The 23,796-nt window shown below is 40.0% G+C and carries 11 protein-coding genes; 3 read left to right on the top strand and 8 right to left on the bottom strand.

What is annotated here, in order from left to right:
* Positions 1 to 9 precede the first annotated feature (9 nt).
* The 7 genes from Q4575_RS17705 to Q4575_RS17735 form a co-directional block, all read right to left on the bottom strand.
* On the bottom strand, positions 10 to 930 hold the full coding sequence (locus Q4575_RS17705; RefSeq protein ID WP_303523702.1) for a sugar kinase: 921 nt from the start codon (positions 928 to 930) through the stop codon (positions 10 to 12).
* 87 nt (positions 931 to 1,017) lie between these two features.
* On the bottom strand, positions 1,018 to 2,340 hold the full coding sequence (locus Q4575_RS17710; protein ID WP_215964053.1) for an MFS transporter: 1,323 nt from the start codon (positions 2,338 to 2,340) through the stop codon (positions 1,018 to 1,020).
* 1 nt (position 2,341) lies between these two features.
* Entirely contained in the window at positions 2,342 to 2,686 is a 345-nt protein-coding gene (locus Q4575_RS17715; protein ID WP_215964054.1) for a cupin domain-containing protein, read from the bottom strand.
* An 11-nt stretch (positions 2,687 to 2,697) separates the two neighbouring features.
* Positions 2,698 to 4,923, bottom strand: a complete 2,226-nt coding sequence (locus Q4575_RS17720; RefSeq protein WP_303523703.1) for a heparinase II/III family protein — start codon at positions 4,921 to 4,923, stop codon at positions 2,698 to 2,700.
* A 6-nt stretch (positions 4,924 to 4,929) separates the two neighbouring features.
* Positions 4,930 to 7,182 (bottom strand): chondroitinase-B domain-containing protein, encoded by a 2,253-nt coding sequence (locus Q4575_RS17725; RefSeq protein ID WP_303523704.1) that lies wholly within the window; start codon positions 7,180 to 7,182, stop codon positions 4,930 to 4,932.
* A 213-nt stretch (positions 7,183 to 7,395) separates the two neighbouring features.
* Positions 7,396 to 8,274 carry an NAD(P)-dependent oxidoreductase gene (locus Q4575_RS17730; RefSeq protein WP_272182221.1) on the bottom strand — a complete coding sequence of 293 codons (879 nt, stop codon included), beginning with the start codon at positions 8,272 to 8,274 and terminating at the stop codon, positions 7,396 to 7,398.
* 302 nt (positions 8,275 to 8,576) lie between these two features.
* A complete protein-coding gene (locus tag Q4575_RS17735; RefSeq protein WP_303523707.1) occupies positions 8,577 to 11,666 on the bottom strand; it encodes a TonB-dependent receptor in 3,090 nt (1,029 codons plus the stop codon).
* Positions 11,667 to 12,515: 849 nt separating this feature from the next.
* Here Q4575_RS17735 and Q4575_RS17740 point away from each other — a divergent pair.
* The 3 genes from Q4575_RS17740 to Q4575_RS17750 all read left to right on the top strand — a co-directional run bounded on the left by Q4575_RS17740 (position 12,516) and on the right by Q4575_RS17750 (position 19,032).
* The gene (locus Q4575_RS17740; protein WP_215964059.1) at positions 12,516 to 14,516 is read left to right on the top strand and encodes a VCBS domain-containing protein; all 2,001 of its coding nucleotides are present in this window, start codon (positions 12,516 to 12,518) and stop codon (positions 14,514 to 14,516) included.
* 317 nt (positions 14,517 to 14,833) lie between these two features.
* Entirely contained in the window at positions 14,834 to 18,355 is a 3,522-nt protein-coding gene (locus tag Q4575_RS17745; RefSeq protein ID WP_303523709.1) for a chondroitinase-B domain-containing protein, read from the top strand.
* Positions 18,356 to 18,465: 110 nt separating this feature from the next.
* The gene (locus tag Q4575_RS17750) at positions 18,466 to 19,032 is read left to right on the top strand and encodes a hypothetical protein (protein WP_272182210.1); all 567 of its coding nucleotides are present in this window, start codon (positions 18,466 to 18,468) and stop codon (positions 19,030 to 19,032) included.
* 591 nt (positions 19,033 to 19,623) lie between these two features.
* On the opposite strand, the gene Q4575_RS17755 is transcribed toward Q4575_RS17750, so the two are convergent.
* Positions 19,624 to 22,692 carry a TonB-dependent receptor gene (locus tag Q4575_RS17755; protein ID WP_215962737.1) on the bottom strand — a complete coding sequence of 1,023 codons (3,069 nt, stop codon included), beginning with the start codon at positions 22,690 to 22,692 and terminating at the stop codon, positions 19,624 to 19,626.
* Between the last annotated feature and the right edge of the window lie 1,104 nt (positions 22,693 to 23,796).

The raw sequence follows: 23,796 nt of genomic DNA on the forward strand, positions 1-23,796 counted from the left end.
GGATATTTTTTACGATTTTACTGCATCAAATGCCGCAACTGGGCAAATCGCCCCAGGGTGTTGGATCACAATCCCTGCTGCTTTTGCTGCTAGTTGCACGGATCCACTTACCGCTTGTCCCGTTAGACGAGCACCTAAATAAACACCATTAAACGCGTCGCCAGCTGATGTCGTATCTACCACATTAGTTACTGGTGTAATTTTGTGAGTAAGTAAGGTTTCAGATTCAAATGTAACCACTGAACCTGGGCCATTTTTAATAACCAATTCTTGCAATCCAAACGGACGACAAAAATCAATAACACCTTGCGCCGAGTCTACACCATACAATTCGGTTAGATCTTCTACTCCTGGCAATGCGATATCAGAAACATGAAGTGCGCGTTCAAACTGTTCTTTGGCCTGTTCTTCACTGCGCCATAAACGAGCACGGTAGTTAGGATCAAACACCAATTTTATGCCTGCATTTTTAAGCAGTTCCAGTTTTTCCCAAAATAATGAGCGGGCATCTTCCTCTATTACCGCTAGCGAAATACCAGAGAAAAAGAACATATCGCCTGTAGCAAGTTCTGCGAGAACGTCACTATTTAGGAAATCGACAACTTTTCTCGCTGCCGCGTCACTGCGCCAGTAAGTGAAACTTCGTTCACCGGTTTCATCTGTTTCTACAAGATATAAACCTGCAACCTTGCTTTCATGTCTGAACACATATCTCGTGTCGATAGATTCTTGCTCAAACGTCGCGACCATTTTGTCGCTTAAGTTGTCCTGTCCTACCGCCGTAACGATGGACGTAGCCACTTCAGGAAACACACGCTTTAAATACACAGCGGAATTGTATACATCACCAGCAAATGACTGATGCATAGTTGACGCGTCACCTGCCCGCAACTCAACCATACATTCGCCTAAAAAATGTATCTTTTTCATAGAGTAAATTTATCCACTTTAATTAATTTTGAAAATACCCAATGCCTGCAAATGATGTTTTGAGGCATTGAGTATTGAACTGTCAATTTACTGAGGTTTATTTGAGTCGTTAGTTAACGCTTTTAGTGGCTCAACTTTAGGAATAAGTAACCAAACGGCTGCCATGGCAATAATTGCCAATGATGCACCGATAATAAACGCTGGGTAGTAGTTACCATCAGCCGTTAACCAAGGTACTAGCGTAGTTAGACCTACCGCACCCAATTTGGCCGCCATGCCAGCAAAACCAGATAAAGTCGCGACTGATTTTTTACCCAATAAGTCACTTGGTAACGTTTGTACATTTCCGATAGCCGTTTGAAATCCGAATAAAATAACAGCCATAATTAACACGGCATTTACCGGAGCGCCTGGGTTAGCCATCGCTAATAACGAAGGCAACATAATCAAACAACCTAATGAGATAACAAATTTACGTGTTTTATTCGTATCCCAACCGGCTTTAATTCTGTTTTGAGCTAATAGTCCGCCAAACCATGCACCAAACATTGCACCTACGTATGGAACCCAACCGTAGATACCGATGCCTTTAACGTCCATACCATAAACTTCATTTAGATAAATTGGGATCCAAAATACAAACAACCACCAAATTGGATCAATCGCTGCAGAGGCGATAATTACACCCCAACTTTGCTTGCGAGACAATAACTCTTTAGTTGACGGGTTGTACTCTTCTTCTTCAATTGAAGGGTCGTCGGCGTTTAAATTCTTTTGACCTGTAAGGATATAGGCACGCTCTTCCTCAGTGATCCATGGGTGAGAACCAGGAGGCGATTTTACAAGCACAATCCAAGGTATTAGCCACAATAAACCGACTAAACCAATAATGACAAATACCATTTGCCAGCTAAAGTACACGGTAAGGTATGCAACTAACGGTATCGCAATAATCCCACCAATTGCAGCGCCAGAGTTAAATATCCCCTGAGCTAATGCACGCTCTTTAGTTGGAAACCATTCAGCGTTACCTTTGGCAGCACCTGGCCAGTTACCAGCTTCGGCAACACCTAATATGGCTCGGAAGATACTAAAACTTAAAATCCCCTGAGCGAACGCATGAGCAGCAGTTGCCACAGACCAAACACCGATGGAGATAACAAAACCTACTCGTGTACCAATCCAGTCAAAAATCTTTCCAAATATGGCTTGACCAAACGCATATGCGAATACAAATACAACAGAAATTGTCGCGTAAATTTGCTTACGTTCGAATTCTGATTCATTTGGCCAAAGTTCAACTTTAATGGCAGGCCACAATACGCTTAACGCAGAGCGGTCAATATAGTTGATAATTGTAGCTAGCGCGATTAACGACACTACCCACCAACGTAATCCTTGAATTTTCATATTATTCCCCTAGGAAGTCTTCGCGAGGTGGACTGAACGTATCAATCAAAATACCACCGGTTGGGCACGTTGCACCGTGATCAGCATGTGGAGGCATATAACAGCTGTCACCAGCTCGCAATATTTTAGTTACGCCGTCAATGTTAAAGTGAAACTCACCTTCTACGACATAAGTAACTTGAGAGTGACGATGCGCATGATTGTAACCAATCGCACCTTTCTCAAACCAAATTTTAACCGCCATTAGCTCGTCGTTATAACCTAACATTTGACGTTTTAAGCCACCGCCAATATCTTCGATTTCAGTTTCGTTACCAAATGAAAAATGTGCACTTTCTTTTTGCATCTTATGAACTCCTAAGGATTTGTCAGCACATAAACGGCCAATCTACCGTTCAGTGAAAATGTTTTATTTTGATATGTAAATTTACGCTGTAGCTCACTTTCTAACTTGTTCTTCTTGTTAGCTACTTTGTTAATTGCGACTAAGTAAGTATTTCCTGCAATAGAAATTTTAACCAGCGCTAAATCGCCGTTATTGGTCAACTCAAGACCGGTAACTCTGCTTGTGGCTTCTAGTGTGTACTCCTTACTTGGATTGTACTCACCGTGAGGTTCTAACACTGACACAAATTGATGTTGCTTAGTACCTTTAACTCGGCGAACAAAGCCGTTTTCATTACGTAGATTAAAGTTAGGGTCATTTGCACCAATTTGCGTGAACATAAATGATTCATCACCATTTACTAAACTAGTCTGTGTATAAAAGCGACCGTTTTCGTTTAACCAGGATACTTTAGCTAACCCTTTTTCCGGTGTCGCTTGACCTTTCAACCACAAATGTTGGTAACCGTTTTTCTTGCCTAATGCCATTAGGTGCGATGCATTTGCTTTAAGCTCAAAGTTCGTGTCGATTAACTGACCTTGATAATGCAGCGGTAAATCAAGTTGGTGTTTATCAGTTGCAACCACATCAAACAAATCAAGTGCTAACGTACTTTCAAGCTCTGGTAAGTTAATTAGCGCCATTGTGCGTTCTAATCTAACATCGTCATATGCAGTGCTTATTTCACCACTTGAAACTGAACCAAACTGATTGGTTTCAAAAAAGTTTAATGTCGGGGCGTTATTATTGCCCTTTTCCACATTACCATCAAAATGCGTAGTTTCATCTACTACTACAGTATTATGTGCAATGGTATGTTTTGCATAGGTATTGTTTTCAGGTAAATAACGACCGCCGTATTTAGCTTCTACGTTAAGGAAGCGTGCTGCGCCATAATCTGAAACAATTTCATTACCGTGGTCGTAAAACTGCCACGTAAGTTTATCAAAGTGACCATGACCTAAACCCTGTGCGGCCGGTTTAAATAACAATGCTTGGTCGCCGCCAACTTGCGTACGCATGACAACAAGCGCGCCTTGTTTACCGTCATCACCGTCACCAAATGCGACTGATTTAAATTTATATGGCTTTGCTAAATTTTTATCTAAAGCCTGGGCAACTTTAAGACCATCACCTGTAAGAATGATTTGATCTTGCTGCTGGGCAATATCTAAAAAGCCAGGATCGTTTGTTAATCCATAAGCAACCGTGACACCGTGCACCAATTCTATAGTGTCTATGCCTTTGCTTTTGATTGCATCATTGATTGGGAAAAACAGACCGTTGTAGCTAAGTTGAATCGTCGTATCGATTGCTTTTAACAAAACCCCATTGCGGTGTTGGTAAATTTTACGTTTAGGGTCGTTGCTTTCAATTGCTTTTGCAAAAGTAACAAACGGCATTAACGCGTATCGCTGATAATAAGGGCCTTCATTGTAATACCCTTGTGGTGAGAATAATTGATCAAGTTGCTTTAAGAAGCCGCCTTTACCAGACTTATCTAAGTCATATAGTGCTTTTTCAACCCATTCTGGTTCGTTCATTACATAACCGGCCATGCCTACGCCAGCCGTAGCCCAAGTGCCGTGATTATGAACTTTATTAAATGTTGAAGGCTGCCCTTCTGATAAAAACAAGGCAACTGGTTTTAATAGGTTTTGCTCAATATTCTTAATTTCAGCAGCGTCTAAAGAATCATGTATTAGGTCATAGGCTTGAATGGTGTAAACCAACCAAACGGCTTCGTTTAGGCTTTGCCAAAAAAACTTACCTGGATTCTGAGATTTCATTTTACGTTTTGGATGTACATCTAGCGTTGGGTATAATTCAGCATACTCAAACAACATGTCACGCACGTAATCTGCGTACTTTTCGTCTTGAGTTAATTGATAAATCATGCCCGCGTTGTACATCAGTTGATAGTTCTTTTTATGACGCTCGTGGGTATAACCGCCACCACCATCTTTAGGAACAGGCACCTCAATTGGTTGTGCAATTTGCGCATCAACCTGTTTCTTTTGTGCAATAAATGCTTGTTTGAATCGACCATCTTTGGTTAATTCTTTACGCATCTCAACAACGTCGGCCTTACTTGTGACTAAGCTCGGATGTACAGCTTCTGCTCGTAGTGACAACATAATTGCCACTGTTGCAGCAAGTACGACAACTGCTTTTAGGCTATTAGAAAATAAATTCATAGTATTTTATTTAACCTTATTATTATTTAGTTTTGCAGTATGAGGACCTTTGACGCGCAACTCTGTCACACTTGGGGCCTTCGTGGCGTCAAACACATTATTGTTTATGACTGTTTTAGGTTCACCAACGGTATGCTCAACTGTTATCGGTGCAGATTTTACAATTGTATTACTGTCGATATCCGTTACTTGAACACCGTGTAAATAAACGCTTGATTTACTTTTGTTGCGTTTACCTAAACCAACGTTAGTTAGCTTGTTGTTCGACATTAAGATGTGCGGACCAAACGTACTTTCATCAGACCCACCGCGATATAATTTAACTAAACCGCCTTCAACATCCGTAAAACTATTCTCTTTAAGGTTAACGTATTCCGCATTGTAAATACCTAGGTCTTCAATTTCGCTATCGAGACGAATAACGTCGCCAGTAACATTTTTAAAGGTATTGTTCTTTAAAGTAATTTCGTCGGCAAATGCGCCTTTACCCGTTACAAAAAAGTGGAAAGAGTGGTTAATATCAAGATCGAGAATTGTCGAATTTAGTAATATAAAGCGGTAGTTTTCGACCATACCCCATTTCTTAGTTCGAACAACGCTGTTACCTGCTGCATCTGGGCTACTTGCACCGGTAATCGTTAAACCGTCAAGTTTCAAGTTTCCGCCGTCTTGGATTTCAAATAAAGCAGAACGTTCAAATGTTAGGGTAACACTGCCCTTTGCTTTCGCTTTTAACGTCAATGTTTTGTTGATAACAGCAACTTTAGGGACATCGTATTGACCGGCGGCTAATACCAGTATGTCACCTGCAGACGCGTTATTAATTGCTTCTAATAAAGCCTTTGGGTTTGCTTTTACTGAATGCGTTTTACCTGAATCAAACTCTACACTGCCAGGTAATTTAGGGTACCAACTTACGCCCGTATCATCTTTTGAAAGCACTTTTAAACCACGTTTAGCGCCAACACTAACAGATGGAGATGCCGGATAAAGTAGTCCATTACTTAATCCAGCAAGGGAGACGTTTTGCTTTTTAACACCATAGATAAGTTCATCAAGAACACGGGTATTGGCGATGTTACCTTCAAATTTAATACCACTGACATCGTCAAAGGCGGTAAATGGTTGTTTGTTGTCTTCATTAATAATGAGGTTATTTTTCATCACACTGTTAATTGGTGCCGCGCTGCGTTCTGCGTCGCTACCAGCAGCAAGTTGAATATGACGAACATTAACAAATGTATTGTTTTCAATTAACGCGTTGTCAACCTGGTGATAACGATTAATTGTAGAATTAGGAACACCATTCATCACGGTAAAACCACTACCAAATCGGTAACCAGTTAACCCTTCTAAATAGTTATTGCGGATAACTTGGTGCTTATTGATGACACGGATACCGCCGGTGTGATCTACGCCGCCACCGAAGAAGATATTTTCTTCAACCACATTGCCATTACCATGACGCATTGTTAGAGTGCCGCGAGCTTCAAAAAACACATTGCCACGAAGTTCATTTTTACCAGACTTAACTGAGATAATTTCGACTTCGCCGTTTGTTCTTTCAAAATAATTGTTTTCAACCAGCGTAAAAGAATCTGTTAATGAATAATGACTTGTTCCTATACGAAGGGTTTCACCACCGTTTGAACCAAATATTGGACGATAGCCAAAAAAGTTGTGGTCAATTCTATGATGATTTTGTTGGCTTTCGACTGTGTTTAATCTAACCGCTACCGTAACGCCTTTGTTGCGTTTACCAACTAAATTGCTGTGATCGAAGCGATTGTATTGGCCGTAAAGAGCAACCCAATAATCCGATTCAGTTTTGTCTGGATTATTGTAATTATCGATAACGATTTCAGTTACTCTTGAATGAAATGCCAAATCAGTTTTGTTACGACGAAATTCAATAACAGCACTACTTGGCGTGAAACCGTTTTTAAATACTAAACCTGATGCAACTAAGTGCTTACCTGCGAGTCTTAAATTTGATTGGCCCGATAATATAACCTTGCCTTTGGTCTCTGCAGTAAGAGTGATTGGTGCATCTTTTGTACCTTGACCACTTAAGATAATCTCAAAGTCAGTCCAAGTACCATTTTTAAGAACTACTGTGTCACCCGCTTTTAATTTAGGCGCGACATTCTGATACATTTGCTGATTTTCTACGAAGTAATCTTTAGCAACTAGTTCTGTTGCAAAACTGGATACCAGCACTAAAAGAATTTTTAATAAGTGATCATTTAACAAACGCATAGTTAGCTCTTTTAATTTGTGAAAGTTACTGTGGTTAAATCATTCAAGCCACATCACTTTGTTTACAATACAGCCACGTCTAATATTGGCTATACCTTAGTAATTGATTACGTTGAAATCTTGCTGTTATTAAGGCCCTTAAAGTCCAAATACTAGTCTACTAATTCTGACTTTGCATTTGCCCTTTAAGCGCCTCACAATAATTGCTTTAAATTACTTCTCTAATGTCTTGAAGTAATCAAAGATTTCTGGAACGTTGCCATTACCCATGCCTGCATCAAATGCAGCTTGTAAGTTAGCTGAAGAACCTTCTGCAATTTTAGATTCAGTTCCTAAGTCACTCACCATTTGTAGGAAATAACCCAAGTCTTTGTTTGCGTTTGCAATTGAGAAACCTAAGTCACTCACATTGTCGACAGCGTAATTTTTACAGAACTGCATGAACGGAGAGTTAGAAGGACCCGTTGACATGATGTCGAATAGTTGTTGACGGTCAACACCAGCAAGTTCAGCAACAGCAAATGCTTGAGACATTGCACAAACCGTAGTCATACCCATGAAGTTATTAATCAATTTAGTTGTATGACCTGCGCCAAGTGCACCTAGGTGGAATACGTTTTCGCCTTGATCTTCTAACACTGATTTAACTTTGTTAAATGTCTCAGTATCACCAGAAGCCATGATGTTTAATAAACCATCTTTAGCGTGAGCAGGAGTACGGCCAAGAGGAGCATCGATCATGCCAGCGCCTTTTTTCGCAAGGTCAGCACCGATTTTACGAGTTGACGCTGGGATAGATGTTCCAAAGTCAACTAAAACCGCGCCTTCTTTAATTCCGGCTAAGATACCGTTGTCAGCATATACAAGCTTTTCAACTACTGCAGAAGTCGTAAGACAAAGCATTACGATGTCACTTGATTCTGCTAATTCTTTTGCTGAAGTAACTTCTTTAGCGCCACGAGCAACACATGCTGCGACAGCTTCTTTACTAAGGTCCATTACATTAAGCTCATAGCCTTTTTTCTGTAAATTTTCGACCATATTGCCGCCCATAAGACCAAGGCCGATGAAACCAATAACAGGTTTTGACATGTTAAACTCCTAAATATATTAGCGCATGCTTGTCTGAGCATGAATAATTTATCACCCTTAATTGGATGAATTTGTTAATTGAATTGGTTTAATGAAACCTCGACTTTTTATCGTCACCAGGACTTCATTCTATTTTTTAGTGAGTTTTATAAGCTCACTGGAACTTTAAAATTGGAAACTTTTTCAAGTGTTTGTTTAAAAAAGTTTCCTTATATTTACTTAACTTGATTCACTACAAATGTTGGTTCAATCGACTTCTAACCCATCTCTAGCTAAACGTCGATTTACCGGTCTACTCAATATTAGAATTTAGCTTTGATACCAAATTCCCACTTAGCACCTGAGCGCGAATAATCCGCAATCGTAGTGTCATTACCGCGAGTATAAACTTGTGGTGTATTGGTTAAGTTAAGACCTTTTAAGAACACACTCACATTTGAGTTGATCTTGTATTTCGCAGACATGTTCAAGTAAGTTGCATCTTGGACATATCTATGTGAACGGTCAGGGAACGGTAAGCTGTTTGGCTGTAGGTATTTAGAGCGGTATTTCCACATCAAACGCACAGTTGTTTGGTCGCCTTCCCAATAAACAGAAGCAGATGCTACGTTTTTAGAGAAACCGAATAAATTGGCATCTGGAACAACACCTGGGCTACCAGGCTCAGCTGTTACAAAATCAGAATCAGCATAGTTCCAAGCGAATTTTGTACCTAAACCATCAAATGGTTCTGGTAATTCAACAAAATGTTTTTGGCCTGTAAATTCAACACCACGAATCGTTGATTCTTCATCAGACGTTTGTTTTACAAGATGTGACACATTTGGGTAAACAGTATCAACACCATCTAAACTAACAATGATGTCACGAGATTCTGTTGTTACATCATAGCCACCGGTGAACGTTTTACTATAGAAGGCAGCTGTTAGCGCCGCGTCTTCTGAAGGATAATATTCTAGTGATAAGTCGTAGTTAATCGCTGTATATGGCGACAAATGGTTACCATTTGCATCACCACTTCTGATTACAGCGGTATAATCAGTATTTGTATTTGGGTCACAAATTGTGTCGTCTTCATTTTCACACGTTTCATAACTTACCCCAGCTGACATCGCATTCATTTGGAAGCGCGACATAGAACGATATACCGCGGCACGAACATAAAACTCATCAGTAACCATAAAGGTTAAGTTAGCGCTTGGTAATACTTCTGTGTACTCAGAGTCCAAAGTAATGGCTTCAAGATCACCTGTTGGGTTAATGACCGCATCAAATGTACCAAACTCTTCGTTAGACGTGATGTGAACTTTGTCACCCCAACCGTCAGAATGTGTTTCAGTTTTAACAACTCGGACACCGACGTTACCAAATACTGGCGTGCTGCCAATTTCAGTATCAATGTTCGCCATAACATAGCCCGCAGTTATGGTTTCAGTTACGTCACGGTCAGCACCGTCACGGCCGTCTTCACGTTCGCCAATATCGTAATAATCAGTTCCTGTAGCGCCAGGAAGTTGACCTAAAATTTGACCGATAAAACAATGATGGTCATACGTTGCAAAATTCGCTGCATCGCCGCCAGCACCTGGTTCTTCTTGGAATAAGTTATTATTAACATGGTCATTTGTACAGTTATCCATAATGCCATTAATTAACGCTAAGTTGGCTTCAGGATTAGAACCGTCCCAGTTATTATCTTCGTTATCACTAGCGCCATTTCTTTGTGTACCGTCTGAAATAACTAATGAAACATCGTTGGTAACTAAGTCAATTAGGTGTTCTTCAGAAAAACGGAAGCCCGCTTTAACGCTTGAAATATATTTGTTGTCTAATTGGTATTCAACATCAAAGTTCAACGCCAATATGTCATCTTTACGTTCTTCATGGGTACGACGGTATTCAACATAAGCATGGTCATTATTTACGAAGTTACTCATGTAGGACGCGTCAAACACATCTGATGCTACATAACCTGCGTCATCTGGACCTAAGCGATTGTCGTCCAACCAAGTTAACTCTGGGACATTACGCTCACGGAAATCAAGAGCGTAGTTGTAACGTTCTGTTGAACGGAATTTAGTACGATCACGTTGACGATAACGATATGATTCAGAATAAGATAAGTCTAAACCAATCGTTAAATCATCAGTTGGTGAATATTCGATGTCGATACCACCACCACGATATTCATCAAGTTGGTTTCGCACTTCACCTTGCAATGTTGGACGTGCTTCACCAGTCGCATAAAGCAAAGTACGGTCTGCAGCTACGATGTGGTCTTTAAGATCGTCAAGACGTGAATCTAATGCAAATTCCATACGATTTTCAGTGTATTCAAGATCTGAGAATTCGTAGTCAAAGTTGATGTTTAAATCGTCGTTTGGCTTCCACTGGAATGTAAATACCGCACCCGTACGAGTATCTTCGTCTTCACCGGTACGCCAATAAGCATCATTTGGTACATAGAACAAGGAGCTTTCGTCAAAATCAGCAACATCCGAATCAATACCAAGTTCTGGTGAACGACCTACACGGCCAGCACTTACACCTTGTTGACCAGTAGCACAGTTGCTACCACCTACTAGATTATTACCTTCATTATCGCGTAATGCACAAACACCCATTTGTGAATTACCGCCATAATTTTCTTCAGGGTTAGAAGAACGTGTATGGTTAACACCAAATGTAAAGCCCATTTCGCCAAGTGAATCTGTTTCCCATTGTTGCACTGTTGAGGCAACAATTTTAGCGCCGAACGGTGAAACGTCACCTTCAACGTCGCTATAATAAGAATTATAAATACCAGTAGCTTGAATCGTAGTTTGTGACTTACCGTAGTCAACCGCACGCAGTGAATTAACATCGATAGTACCTGATGTACCACCTTCCACTAAGTCTGCCTGTTGGCTCTTATATATAGTGACACCTTCAACCAATTCAGAAGGGAATTTTTTAAAGTTAACAGCTCGACCCGGTCCCGCATTCGTAATTGTGCGGTTATTAAACGTTGAGTAACCCCAATAAGAACCAAGACCACGGATTGAAATTTCGTTCTGACTACCCTTTAATCTATGGCCAGACGCACCTGAAATATTTTCAATAACATCAGAAAGGGACAGCCCAGGTAACTCACCAAAGTCGGCCGCGACAACCGCATCTACAATCGCAACACTGTTCTTTTTACGGTTAAGTGATTTCGTCATTGTTTGACGTAAACCCTGTACCTCAATGACCTCTATTTCTTCAGCTGACTCTATTTTGTCTTCATCAGCAGCAAATGCTGGTAACGACAATAATGAAAGAAGTGTAGATGTTAATACTAAGTTGTTTCGATAGCCTTTGTGTTGGCGCAACACTTGGCTGATTTTGTTTAACCTGTTGACTGTTGCCATTTGTAAGTTCTCGCATAGTTATTTTTATAATATTGACAACGGTATTCAAACAACATAACCAACTATTGTCAACCATTTTGGTTAACCATTTGTCATTTTATTGTTATTACCAAAAGCCAATACTGTAAATTACCAATTAACCATATAGACAACAAACCCTATAACACCTTGTATTTAAACAATATAAAAACATAAAAGGCACATTAACCACGAATAAAACAGGTGATTTAGACTTGTAAAAAGTTATATAACTCACTAAATAATCATTATCAAAACAACAAATCAATCTATTAAAAAGACGGAATCGCAGCGTTAATAACTGACCATTTAATATACTAATTTACCAAATTGACAGACCTAAACTCACCGAAATAAAGCAATACTTATTACAAGGTGATTTTAATTGCAGCTGTTATTAATAAAATAAAAAAACCACCCATTAAAAACATATAATTAACAAATACAACAACTTAAAATACCAAAATAGAAATTTACATTTCTATTTTTAGATTGGTGAACCTTTGTTTTTACGTTCGACATATTTTTTAGCAGTTACCACCAAATTACTATTTTTATAAAAAAGCAAAGACCAAAATCAAAATGGTTAACCATTAACCGTAAAGAGCGATAATAAAATTTAACAAATAAAATCAACAGACTACAAAAGCAAGGTTAGTAATAGGTTTACAAACTGCACTGCCAAATAGTTATTGATTGACAAAATGATCATATATTTTGGTTGACAATCTGGTTTTCCAATTTAATACTGGAAACACATTGGTTAGAAATTTGGCAATTACCAATTTCTAAGTATTGACATAAAAATATAAAATCAACAGGAAGACTATAATGAAAAAGTTATTTGCAATGTCTGTAATTGCATTAGCAGTTGCGGGCTGTTCTGACGACACAACATCTGAAAAAGTAGGCAATTCATTTGGCCAAGTGACATTATCAGGTACTGCTTTAGTAGGTGAAACATTAACTGCAGCCGTTAGTGATGTTAATGGCGTTGACGCTGCAAACATTACCTACACTTGGATGGCAGGCGACGTAGTTATTTCTGGTGCAACATCTGAAACATTGGTTCTTACTGAAGACCTAGCGACCGCTGAAATTACAGTTACCGTTTCTTACACAGATAATGACAACTTTTCTGAAGTCATTAAATCAAATGAAACTGATCCCGTCATCGGCCTAACAACGCCAGCTTCATTTAGTGGTGACCGCTCAGCTGTTGTTAAAAACAACATTACCGATGTTGTTATGGGAACGGTAGTGGTAACGGATAACGATGAAGGCGAAGCGGTACTTGAAGCGCAAACTGACGTTGTCGCTATGTACGGTACGTTTTCTATCGCTACAACTGGTGAGTGGACATATGCTTTAGATACTTCAAATAGCACAATCTCTTCTTTAGATGGCGAAAGTGATACCGTAACCGATACGCTTACGATTACATCAGCGGACGGTACAACGTCTAGTGTAATGGTAACCATTACCGGTGTATCTAATGTTGCAGTTACAACTAAGGTCGCGAAAATCACAGATAGCATGACTGACGATGCTGGTGAACTAAGATACAAGCTTAGTGATGCTATCTCAGAAGGCAAATTAACGGTTTCATTCTTTAAAGACGATAAAGCAGAAACATCAGACGGTACTGCAAAAGATGCATACATCGGACTATATGGTGAATCAACAAGCACGAGTAATGCAATAATCGATTTGCGTATTCAATCTGACAAATTCGTAATTCGAGATCAAGACGATATCGACGTTTCGATTCCGTTTACTCCTGGTGTTTGGACAGATGTTGAAATGACATGGGATGCCTCTTCTGCATCAGATACTGTTACACCAATGCTGACTGTTACGATTAATGGTACAAGTGTGACAACTGACGCATTTTCTTCAGCGTCTTCATCACCTAGTGACGTATTAGGCGGAGTTCGTTACGCAATCTTTAAATTAGGCGACAATGGTTCAACCATCCCTAGCGCTGCGTATTACATTGACGACATTAAAATCTATTCTGATATTGCTGGCACAACTGTCGCGTTTGAAGACGACTTTGAAAGTTACAACGTTGGTGATTCACTAGATGACGATAATACTGCGTCTCCATACAACTCAAACACGGCAGAAGCCGTAGTTGCAGAAGTCACTAAAGGTGGTGACTCGGTAGACCCTGTCGACCCAGTTGATAATCAAATGGCAAAAATCACCGACTCAATGACAGATGATGCTGGTGAATTACGTTACAAACTTAGTGATGCAATTTCTGAAGGTAAACTAACTGTATCATTCTGGAAAGATGACATGGCTGAAACCTCAGAGGGCGTAGCAAAAGATGCATACATTGGTCTTTATGGTGAATCAACTAGCACAAGTAATGCGATTGTCGATTTACGTATCCAAGCCGACAAATTTGTTATCCGCGACCAAGATGACATCGATGTAACAGTGCCATTTGTTCCTGGTCAATGGAACCAAGTTGAAATGACATGGGATGCATCTGATGCAACTGATGCGGTTACCCCGCTTGTGACTATTACGATTAATGGCACTAGCGTAACAACTGACGCTTTCTCATCTGCATCTAGCTCACCTAGTGATGTTATGACCGGTGTTCGATATGCGATATTTAAATTGGGCGACAATGGTTCAACTTTGCCAACTGCTGCATATTACATTGATAACATCAAAATCTACTCTGACTTAGCAGGTACAACTGTTGCGTTCGAAGATGACTTTGAAGGTTATGCTGAAGGCGTATCGCTTGACACTGATAACACCGACTCTCCTTATAACTCTAACTCAGCTGAAGTTGTTGTAGTTAAAGAGTAATAGAGTACGGATATTTATCGATAAGCAAAATATTAAAATAGCGCTGCATTTATTCAGCGCTATTTTTTTATCTCCTGATCGTCCAATACATCGCACTATTGAATAGTCAGAGAATTAAAAATAATAAAAACTAAATGCCCTTTTGAATAGACCATTATCCGTTGAGAATTATGATAAATAGAGGTTAATCAAAATGATATTAGCTTTTAGTAAAACTCACTCTATGATTTTGCAAAAAGATAATTTTACCCAGCGATAACAGGCTCGCGATTCACAAAAGGTCATGATTACAATCACATTAAGGTAGGGAACAAATAATGGATAAAAAACTACTCTCAACTCTGGTATTGCTTGCGCTTGGAGGCTGTAGCACAAGTGATGATACTGAAAATACACCGGCGACATTTTCGGGTGTTTCTTCTGCGGTAATTGATATCAATGTACCTAATTCAAACAACGCTTTGACGGTTATTGATGAAGATGAAGGCGAGGCAAATATTGTTAGCCAAACCAACACTAAAACAACCTATGGCACCTTTTCAATTACCGAGTCGGGCGCATGGACTTATGAATTAGATGTCACAAATAGCGACGTTACTTCATTAACCTCAGATGCAACCTTAACCGATTTTATTACGATTACCTCCAAAGACGGTACTACTAGCGTTATTGAAGTGACCATTAACGGTATTGCTGCTGTTAACACCGCCGCTTCTATCGGTGGTGATATGACCGCGTCAATCAATAGTGATAATGTAGATGACGTTACTGGCTCATTAACCATTACCGACCCTGATACCGATGAAGCTCAAGTTGAAGCGCAAACGGATATGGAAACAACTTACGGCACATTTTCAATTACAACAACTGGTGCCTGGACTTATAAGTTGAACGTGACAAACGCTGCTGTTGTTTCACTCGCTGCGACAGCCACCTTAACTGACTCTATTACTATCACTACAGCAGATGGCACAACAGGTACAATCGCGGTCACTATCTCAGGTGTTGTAGCTCAAAACTCAGCAGCGACTTTTAGTGGTGATCTCACCGCTAGTGTTACAAATGATACGACAGACGATATTACGGGAACAATCACCATTAGTGATGCTGACGACGGAGAAAGTGCAGCTCAAATTCAAACTGATGTCGTAACCACTTACGGCACATTTTCAATAAATGCCAATGGCGAATGGACATATTCAGTTGATGAAACAAATTCATCGGTAGCAGCTCTATTAGGTGAAAACGATACGCTTACCGATACCATAAGCGTAACTTCGACAGATAATACAACAACCGATTTGGTTATTACGATAAAAGGCGCAGCCGTTGTAAGCACTTCAAATGGCTTTAGTGCCGCAGAAGGCGGCAACCATATCGACGGATATACCGATGCAGTGCCCGTTGTAAATTGTACGCAAACAGTAAGTTCTGTTTCGGCTTTAGAAGATGCAGCAGAAGATTTAGTTGCTGGAGATACCTTATGTCTTGCCGATGGTACTTACTCTGGCGACCTAGAGTTACGAGTTGAAGGCATGGGAACCGCCGATAAACCAATTACAGTCGCCGCTGAGCATCCTGGGAAAGCGATTATTAATAATGGTGAAATTTCTGTGCGCATTGGGGGCGAACACGTTGTTATCCAAGGTTTTGTCTTCAGAGACGGCGAAACTGGCAGCTCAATTATCAAGTTTGAAAAAGAGACCTATTGTAATTATTGTCGAGTAACTGAAGTCTCTATTATCGATATGGACGGTGGCGACTTTAGCAGCTCAAAATGGGTCGAATATTATGGTCAATATAACCGTATCGACCACAGTTGGTTCTCTGGAAAAGAATCACGAGGTGCTCTATTAGTTCTTCCTCGTTGGATTGATGAGGATACATTTGCAACCAGTGGCTTCCCTGAAGATCGTGCCCAAATAGACTACAACTACTTTGGCGACCGTCCACCGGCATTTGGTCGTGGTTATGCTGGCAGTAGTGACAATGAATACGAAGGTGTGCGATTAGGATTGAGTACGACTCACTCCGCTCCATCCTTTTCCACGCTTGAAAATAATTACTTTGAACGTATTCAAGGTGAAGCTGAGGTTATTTCAAACAAATCGGCAGACAATACCATTCGCAACAATACCATTCGAGACAGTAATGGTTCAATTGTTAACCGTCATGGCGCTAGAGCAACAATTAGCAATAACTTCGTATTTGGTGATGACAACCCATTCTCAGGTGGTATTCGTTTAGTTGATGATGGTCATACGGTTGTTAACAACTACGTTCAGGGGGCAAGATACCTAAGCTCTAACTGGAACGGTGGGATCGTTTTAACCGCTGGTGATGGCGCAGAAGACACTGAAAACGGGTATCAAAACGTCGAAAACGTATTAGTTGCCCACAATACAATTGTGGATAGCGTAAACAGCCTGAATGTCTACGGTGGCAAAAACGACGAAGCACCTGAAGGCGTATATTTTGTCAATAACATTATCGCAGATGCAATCGGGCCTGTAATCCGTACTAATGGCGAAGACATGCCGAGTAGTTCAACTTTTGCTGGTAATTACGTATTTGGTCAAGGTTTTTCTGATAATGATGATGTGACAGAAGCGAATACATCAGGGTTTAATTATGTAGACGTCATGTTTGAACGAGGCGCAGATACTATTTATCGAAGCAGTTCAAATACGCCTGACATTTTTGCTGATTTAAATGTTGATACCGGAGATTTCTCATTGCCTACCACCGATATTGATGGTCAACCGCGCTCAGGTTCGACACCATCAGGTGCTAACGAAGATATTGCCGATACAGCGTCATTGACGCCACTTTCCTCAGCTGATGTAGGTCCAAAAGGCTATCGCCCTACGCCAGGAAAAGTCTATGTACAAAGTGTTAATATCGCGAATCATGACTTTGACAGCGGTGATTTGACCGGTTGGACTGACACTGGTGGCACTGGCGCAGCAATTACAACAAACGACGATGTATTCTCTCGTGGAAACAGCTTAGTTTTAGATAGTAATTCGGCAGCAGTGAGTCAAACGGTAACCGTTACGGCAAATACAAACTATACGTTGTCTGCATTTATGAAAGGTTCAGCGAAACTCGCTGTTACCGTTGATGGTCAAACCTATGCTGCTGAACGAACGTCGAGTAGTTATGGGTTTAGCTCTGTTAGCTTTAATTCTGGCAATGGTACTTCAGCTGTGATCACAGCATCTGTGGATGATATGGTGACTAATAAAGCGGCTATCCTAAATCCAAACTTTGATGACGATCAGGACGATTGGACAGTAGTTGAAGGTACAGGTATTGGTCAAGTACAAGACTCAAGCAACTCCTCTGGTGGCGCCGATGGGTCAATCAAATTTAAGTATAACTCTGATGACTCAGGTACGCCACATGACCCGTATATTGCCCAAACTGTAACTGTAGAAGCAAATACAAACTACAACTTATCTATATACAATTTGTACAAAAGTGACAATAATGACTCGTCTATTGTATTTGGCGTATCATCAGCCACTGACATTTCCGATTCATCAAGCTGGGTCGCTCAAAAAGATTCTGTTTATTCAGAGTTAAAGAGCGCTGGTAATGAAAAAGGTGATGATAGTTTTTATAAAGACAGCCTATCTTTTAATAGTGGGCCTAATACTAGCTTAACGGTATTTGCACAGTTTAAAACAACAACTGGCGCAGAGATCCGAGTGGATGAGTTTGAACTAAGTTATCAAGGAATGCCCGCTGAAGGTACAGAAGCATTTTTCGATAGCATACGTTTAGTTTCGCACCCATTGTCCCCAGCTGAATCTCAATCAGCGGAAGACGACTAACACTCAGTTCCTTAACAAATGGAATTGAAACTGGGGTTGTTGAATATATTCAACAACCCTTTTTTTATACATTACAACTCGGCAAACTTGCTGACAAATATGGATGTTTTATGCGTTTATTATCAACAATATTGTTAGGACTTACTGTATTCACAAACCCTGCAACTGCAGAAAACACAAATTCATGGCTGGAGCTTAGTTTCGGTGGCGGTGGAGAAGATTTAATGGGCGTAAAAACAAACATTAAATTCGGTGATCTTAAATCCAATTGGGCAATAGAGTTCAGTAATTATGAAGATTTTCGTATTTTGTCTTATGCCAAAGATCGAGCTAATGACAAAATCTTAAACCCAGAAGTTAAAACAATTGCTATCACCAAAAATTGGACCTCGACTAAACGTTTAGGTTATTTTGAAGCTGGCGTTGGTCTTGGGCTTGCTAAAGGGACCTGGACAAGTAATTGTTTTACAGAAAAGAGTCCCTCTGGTGGATGGGGAAGTTCGACCTATGACCTTTGTGATAGTGTCGAAGGCTATAGAGTGGGCCTGCCCCTCCATCTAAGTGCAGTATTTGGTAAATACGTTGGGATTGGATTAACTCTCAACGCGTTCATTACCAGTGAAAATTCTCACCTCGGTGTCATGCTTACAATTCCACTTGGAGATTTCACCCATTAACTAGGTTTATGTGACTTAGTACTACAACAGGCCGTTGTCTATATAGCACGGCCTTTTTTGTACCCACCGAATTATAAAGAATGTTGCTATCTTCTAACTACGTCGTAAAGCGTTAATTTTGCTTGAAACGGCTTATAAGTCCAGAACAAAAACCGTCATTGTTAACTACAAATCAACTGAAAAACGTCATTGTTAACTACAAGTCAGCAGAAAAACGTCATCCCAAAAGAGCCAAAGCGATATTAGGGATATCCAACCAAGTGCAGAGGAATTTATAGAATCAGCGACTCTGACCCCACAGGTCTCAACCAAGTGCAGAGGAAGTTCATAATTCGCCTTAAATTGGCTCACAATAATCAGAACAAAAACCGTCATTGTTAACTACAAATTAACAGAAAAACGTCATCAGTGCTTGAAGGAGATCTCAAATGCCGCTTCGCGATTTTGAGATGACGGGAGCGTGCAGCGGAAAGTGAAACTTCGCTTTTAACCTGTTCACATTATCGAAAAACAAAAAAGCCCGGATTATGAAATCCAGGCTTTTTAAGAGCTAATTAATTAGCTTTCTAATTTAACAAGTCAAACTTGTTATTAGAACTTGTATGTAGCACCTACAGTGATACGACGGTCTGTAAGACCTTGGAAGCATAATAATGCGCCTTCATTTACACAAGACTGTGTAATGTCTGACTCAGTAAGGTTAACCGCTTCAACACCAACGTTTAACTGTTCGTTTACGTCATAGCTTACACTTGCGTTAAGCTGGCCTCTATCATGAGTATAAACAGGGAAGCCAAGTGTAGAGTTACGTGATGCACCAGCAGCTGTATCGTCAGTACGGTACGCTTCACGCCATGTATAACGCATTCTAGCAGATAGACCATATTTTTCGTAGTAAGCTGTGATGTTATACGCGTTTTCAGAGAAGTCTAATAGACCTTGAACCGCAGTAACTTCAACAAATTTACTGTCATCATAAATACCGTTAATCGCATTGAAGATATCAGTACCACGACCTGCTGAAGTATTAACTTCAGAACCACCTGTGTACTCTTGAATGCTGTAGTTAGCCATGATACCAAAACCAGACGCCCAACCTAACTCAGATTCAAATTCAGACAAGTCATATTGAATCGCCATTTCGATACCTGTTTGTGTTGTCTTAGCAGAATCATTTTTGAATGTCTCGATATCAACACAAAGACCAGTTGTATTTGGATCTCCTAACACACCAGGCTGAACCGCAGGGTTCCACATACCGCCACCAGGACAAGATGGGTCAGTTTCGCGCCAGCCATTTGCATCAAGTGCTGCACTTTCGCCATTTGTAACAAATAAATTTGAAATTTCTTTTTTGAAGTAACCGATGCTTACAGCGGCCGCTTCAGCAAAATACCATTCCGCAGAAATATCAAAAGTAGATACTTCTTCTGGAGCCAAGTTAGGGTTACCTATATTCAATGAACTATTTTCGTTTGTACCAAAAGATACCGACGTATTGAGTCTTCCAAATGAAGGACGGTGAATATCTTTGCCCCAAGATGCACGTACGACAACGTCGTCAGTAACATCAGCAATAACATTGATGCGAGGCAATACAAAGCTGTAATCGCCTTTAGTCACAACAGGCGTTACAACAGAGTCGATAACAGTATTACCTGTTGCTTCAATCTCGGTAGAAACATGACGCACACCTACGTTACCGCGGATCATTTCATATTCAAAATTCGCTTGAGCGTATAAAGCATGTGTTGCTTCTTCAATACTAAATGAAGCCGTTGTTGATGGCGTTAGATTTGAATAATCTTGGTTACCACCATGTGCCAACATTGCCGCTTCAATAATTGCTAATGTGCCATCTGGATCGCTAAATGCGCGGTCAGGGTCAACAATAAGGAAGTTACGATGCGCAAGTTCACGACCATCAGCGTCGCCAAAGTGACTTGGACCAGCAACAAGTAGCTCTTCAAACAATGTGCCGGCAGGACTATCTACTAATTTAGAGAATCCACCAATACGGTCAGAGATCCCAACAGATTCGTGTTTTGTATTGTTATAACGGTACCCAAAATCAACTGACGTAATAACATCTTCTAGGTAGTAACTAAAATCAGCTCGGAACGAGTCATCTGAGTTTTCAGTTGTGCTTCGGCTTAAATCAACTTGGTCTAAAACAACGTTTGCAGGATTTAATAAGTCAGCAACCGATGGAGCATAAGGTGAGTCAAAATCGATACCAAATGCTAATGAGCCGCCTGTTAAGTCATAAATAAATGGTACAGCATTGTCATTACTCGTGCTTGACGTTGGATTGCCATCCGCATCTAAGCCGTCTAATGGTGCATTTGGGTTTAAGAAGTTTAACTGTGTATTTAATTGTGGAGTAACTGTGCTTGAGCTTGTGCTTGAAATTTCAAAGCTTGCAAACAAGTCGTCACCTTGCCATTCACCACCAAATCTGAACAATTTAGTATCGGTAACACGTGCATTTGTATCACTGTTAAAACGTAAGTTTGGATCATCATCATCAACTGAAAGGTTAGGTTGGATTGTACCTTTAGTAGCGGCTTGAATGCTGCCTAATTGAACACCATCTAAAGAACCAAAGTTTACCGTTTCGAATTGAGTTGGTAAGTTATAGTTTAGTACCGCACTTACACCAGAACCTTGTACACGAGTACTGTCTTGACGAATTTCCTGGTCAGTTAATACAGTATCAAAGAAAAATTTCATATTGTCGTTAGGTGCAAATTCAAAAGCAGTAGCAATATTAGTCGTTTCGTATTCGAAATTTTCTAATTCTTGGTTTAAAAACTGAATACCAAGGAAGTCAAATGACTGTGCTACCGGACGCTTGGTCGCTTGGTCTTCAAGAGAGCCACTGCGATAAACATCAGCATTTACGTTTTCAACAAGACTACCATCACGGTCGACGCGAGGACGGAACGACGTAGCTTCTTGTTTTGAGAAGCTACCGCTTACAACAAAACCAAATTTACCAGCATCTGTTTCCCAGTTGTCACCATACGCACCTGAAATACGTGGCATAATACCATCAGTTGTAAGGCTGCTGTCTTCACCTTGAACACGAATTGACCCTAGAGTTTCCGATAACGCGAGTGGGCGGATAGTTTTAAGGTTAACTGTACCACCTACAGAACCTTCTGTTGTTTTAGCTTCTGAAGATTTAATAATCTCAACGCCAGCAATAATGGCGGCTGAAAGATCTTCAAATTTCATTCCACTACGGCCATCACCTGTGCCAACTGTGGCCGCACCGTTAATTTCTACGCGGTTACTATTACTACCACGGATTTGTACACCTGAACCAACACCCGCTGTACGTGTTATTTGAACACCTGTGATGTTTTCTAAAACCTCTGCAAGGTTTTGGTCTGGTAATTTACCGATGTCTTCAGCATCAATAACTTCGATTATGCTAGTAGCACTTCTTTTAGCTGCCAATGCACTTGCTAACGACCCACGAATACCCCTGACTTGAATAACTTCGACATCATCCTCTGAAACTTTTTCTGATCCAGCTTCTTCAGCAGCATAAGTTGGTGTTGCTACTAATAGTGCAGCTAACGATGACGCATATAATTTGCGGCTAAATGAATTCTGCGAGCGAAGTGCAGTAATTATTTTATTGAGTTTCATGTATGAATAACCCCTGTTGATTCATGTTGTTTAAGTGTGTGCCCTTTTGGTTTTACCAAAATACCACCCGATGCTTTACCAAACTTTTTTAAGTTTATTTTTATTTACCAGTTTTGGTTAACAACTTTATAATACATTACCGATTAGATTTCAAACAATAATAAAGGCAAATAACTAACATTTTTAAAATTTTGGTATGACCAAGAGGCTGGCCAAAAATAAAACCCTTAAATAACAATAAAATAACATTATTGGTCAAAATTATTTATTTTTTAATAACTATTTAACCTGCCTTACTAGATCTCGTTTAAAACAAAAAAACCAAAAATTGGTTAACCAAGGTGTCAATCCAATCTATTAAACCCTGGTAAATTTAGTAATATTTAAGTGCTATTACGTAGTTTTTCAGTTCTAAATTAAAATGATTAGTAAACCATAGTCTAAATTACGCTTTTTGGCTGGCGGTTTGCTTAACCAAATTGAGTAGTACATATTTGAAGGCTCAAATTAAACAATTTCGATTTTGGAGTAGACAACCAATCTCCAATTTTTGCAATTAGACTTAGGTGGAAGGGTTACACTTCCTCAGCACTTGGTTGAAGATCCCAAATATCGCTTTGGCTCGACTCATATTACAAGTTAGGGAATGACGTTTACTGCAGGAAAAACTCGTCATCTCAAAATCGCGAAGCGATATTTGAGATCTCCTTCAATATGCAGAGGACGTTTTTGTTTTGGACTTATGAGCTAATTTAAAGTGAATTATGAACTTCCTCTGCACTCGGTTGGAGGTTCCCAATATCGCTAATGCTCTTTTGGAAAGACGTTTTTTGTTCTGAAATTATCGAATTTATAAGAAGAGTGGAGACCGCTGTTCTTCTATTAATCTAAAACACAAATTTCAGACACAAACCCTTTACGCTTTCCGTCCATGGGCTTCAAGGATAAGTATATCCATATACAAAAAAACCGCATTTAAGCGGTTTATTTTAACTTCGTACAATTCTTAAAAAAAGAATTGGCAGGAGCGGAGAGACTCGAACTCCCAACCATCGATGCTTTTATAGAGAGTGGAGACCGCTGTTCTTCTACTAATCCAAAACA

Source organism: Psychrosphaera sp. 1_MG-2023, from assembly GCF_030548245.1.
In the GTDB taxonomy this organism is placed as follows: Bacteria; Pseudomonadota; Gammaproteobacteria; order Enterobacterales; family Alteromonadaceae; genus Psychrosphaera; species Psychrosphaera algicola.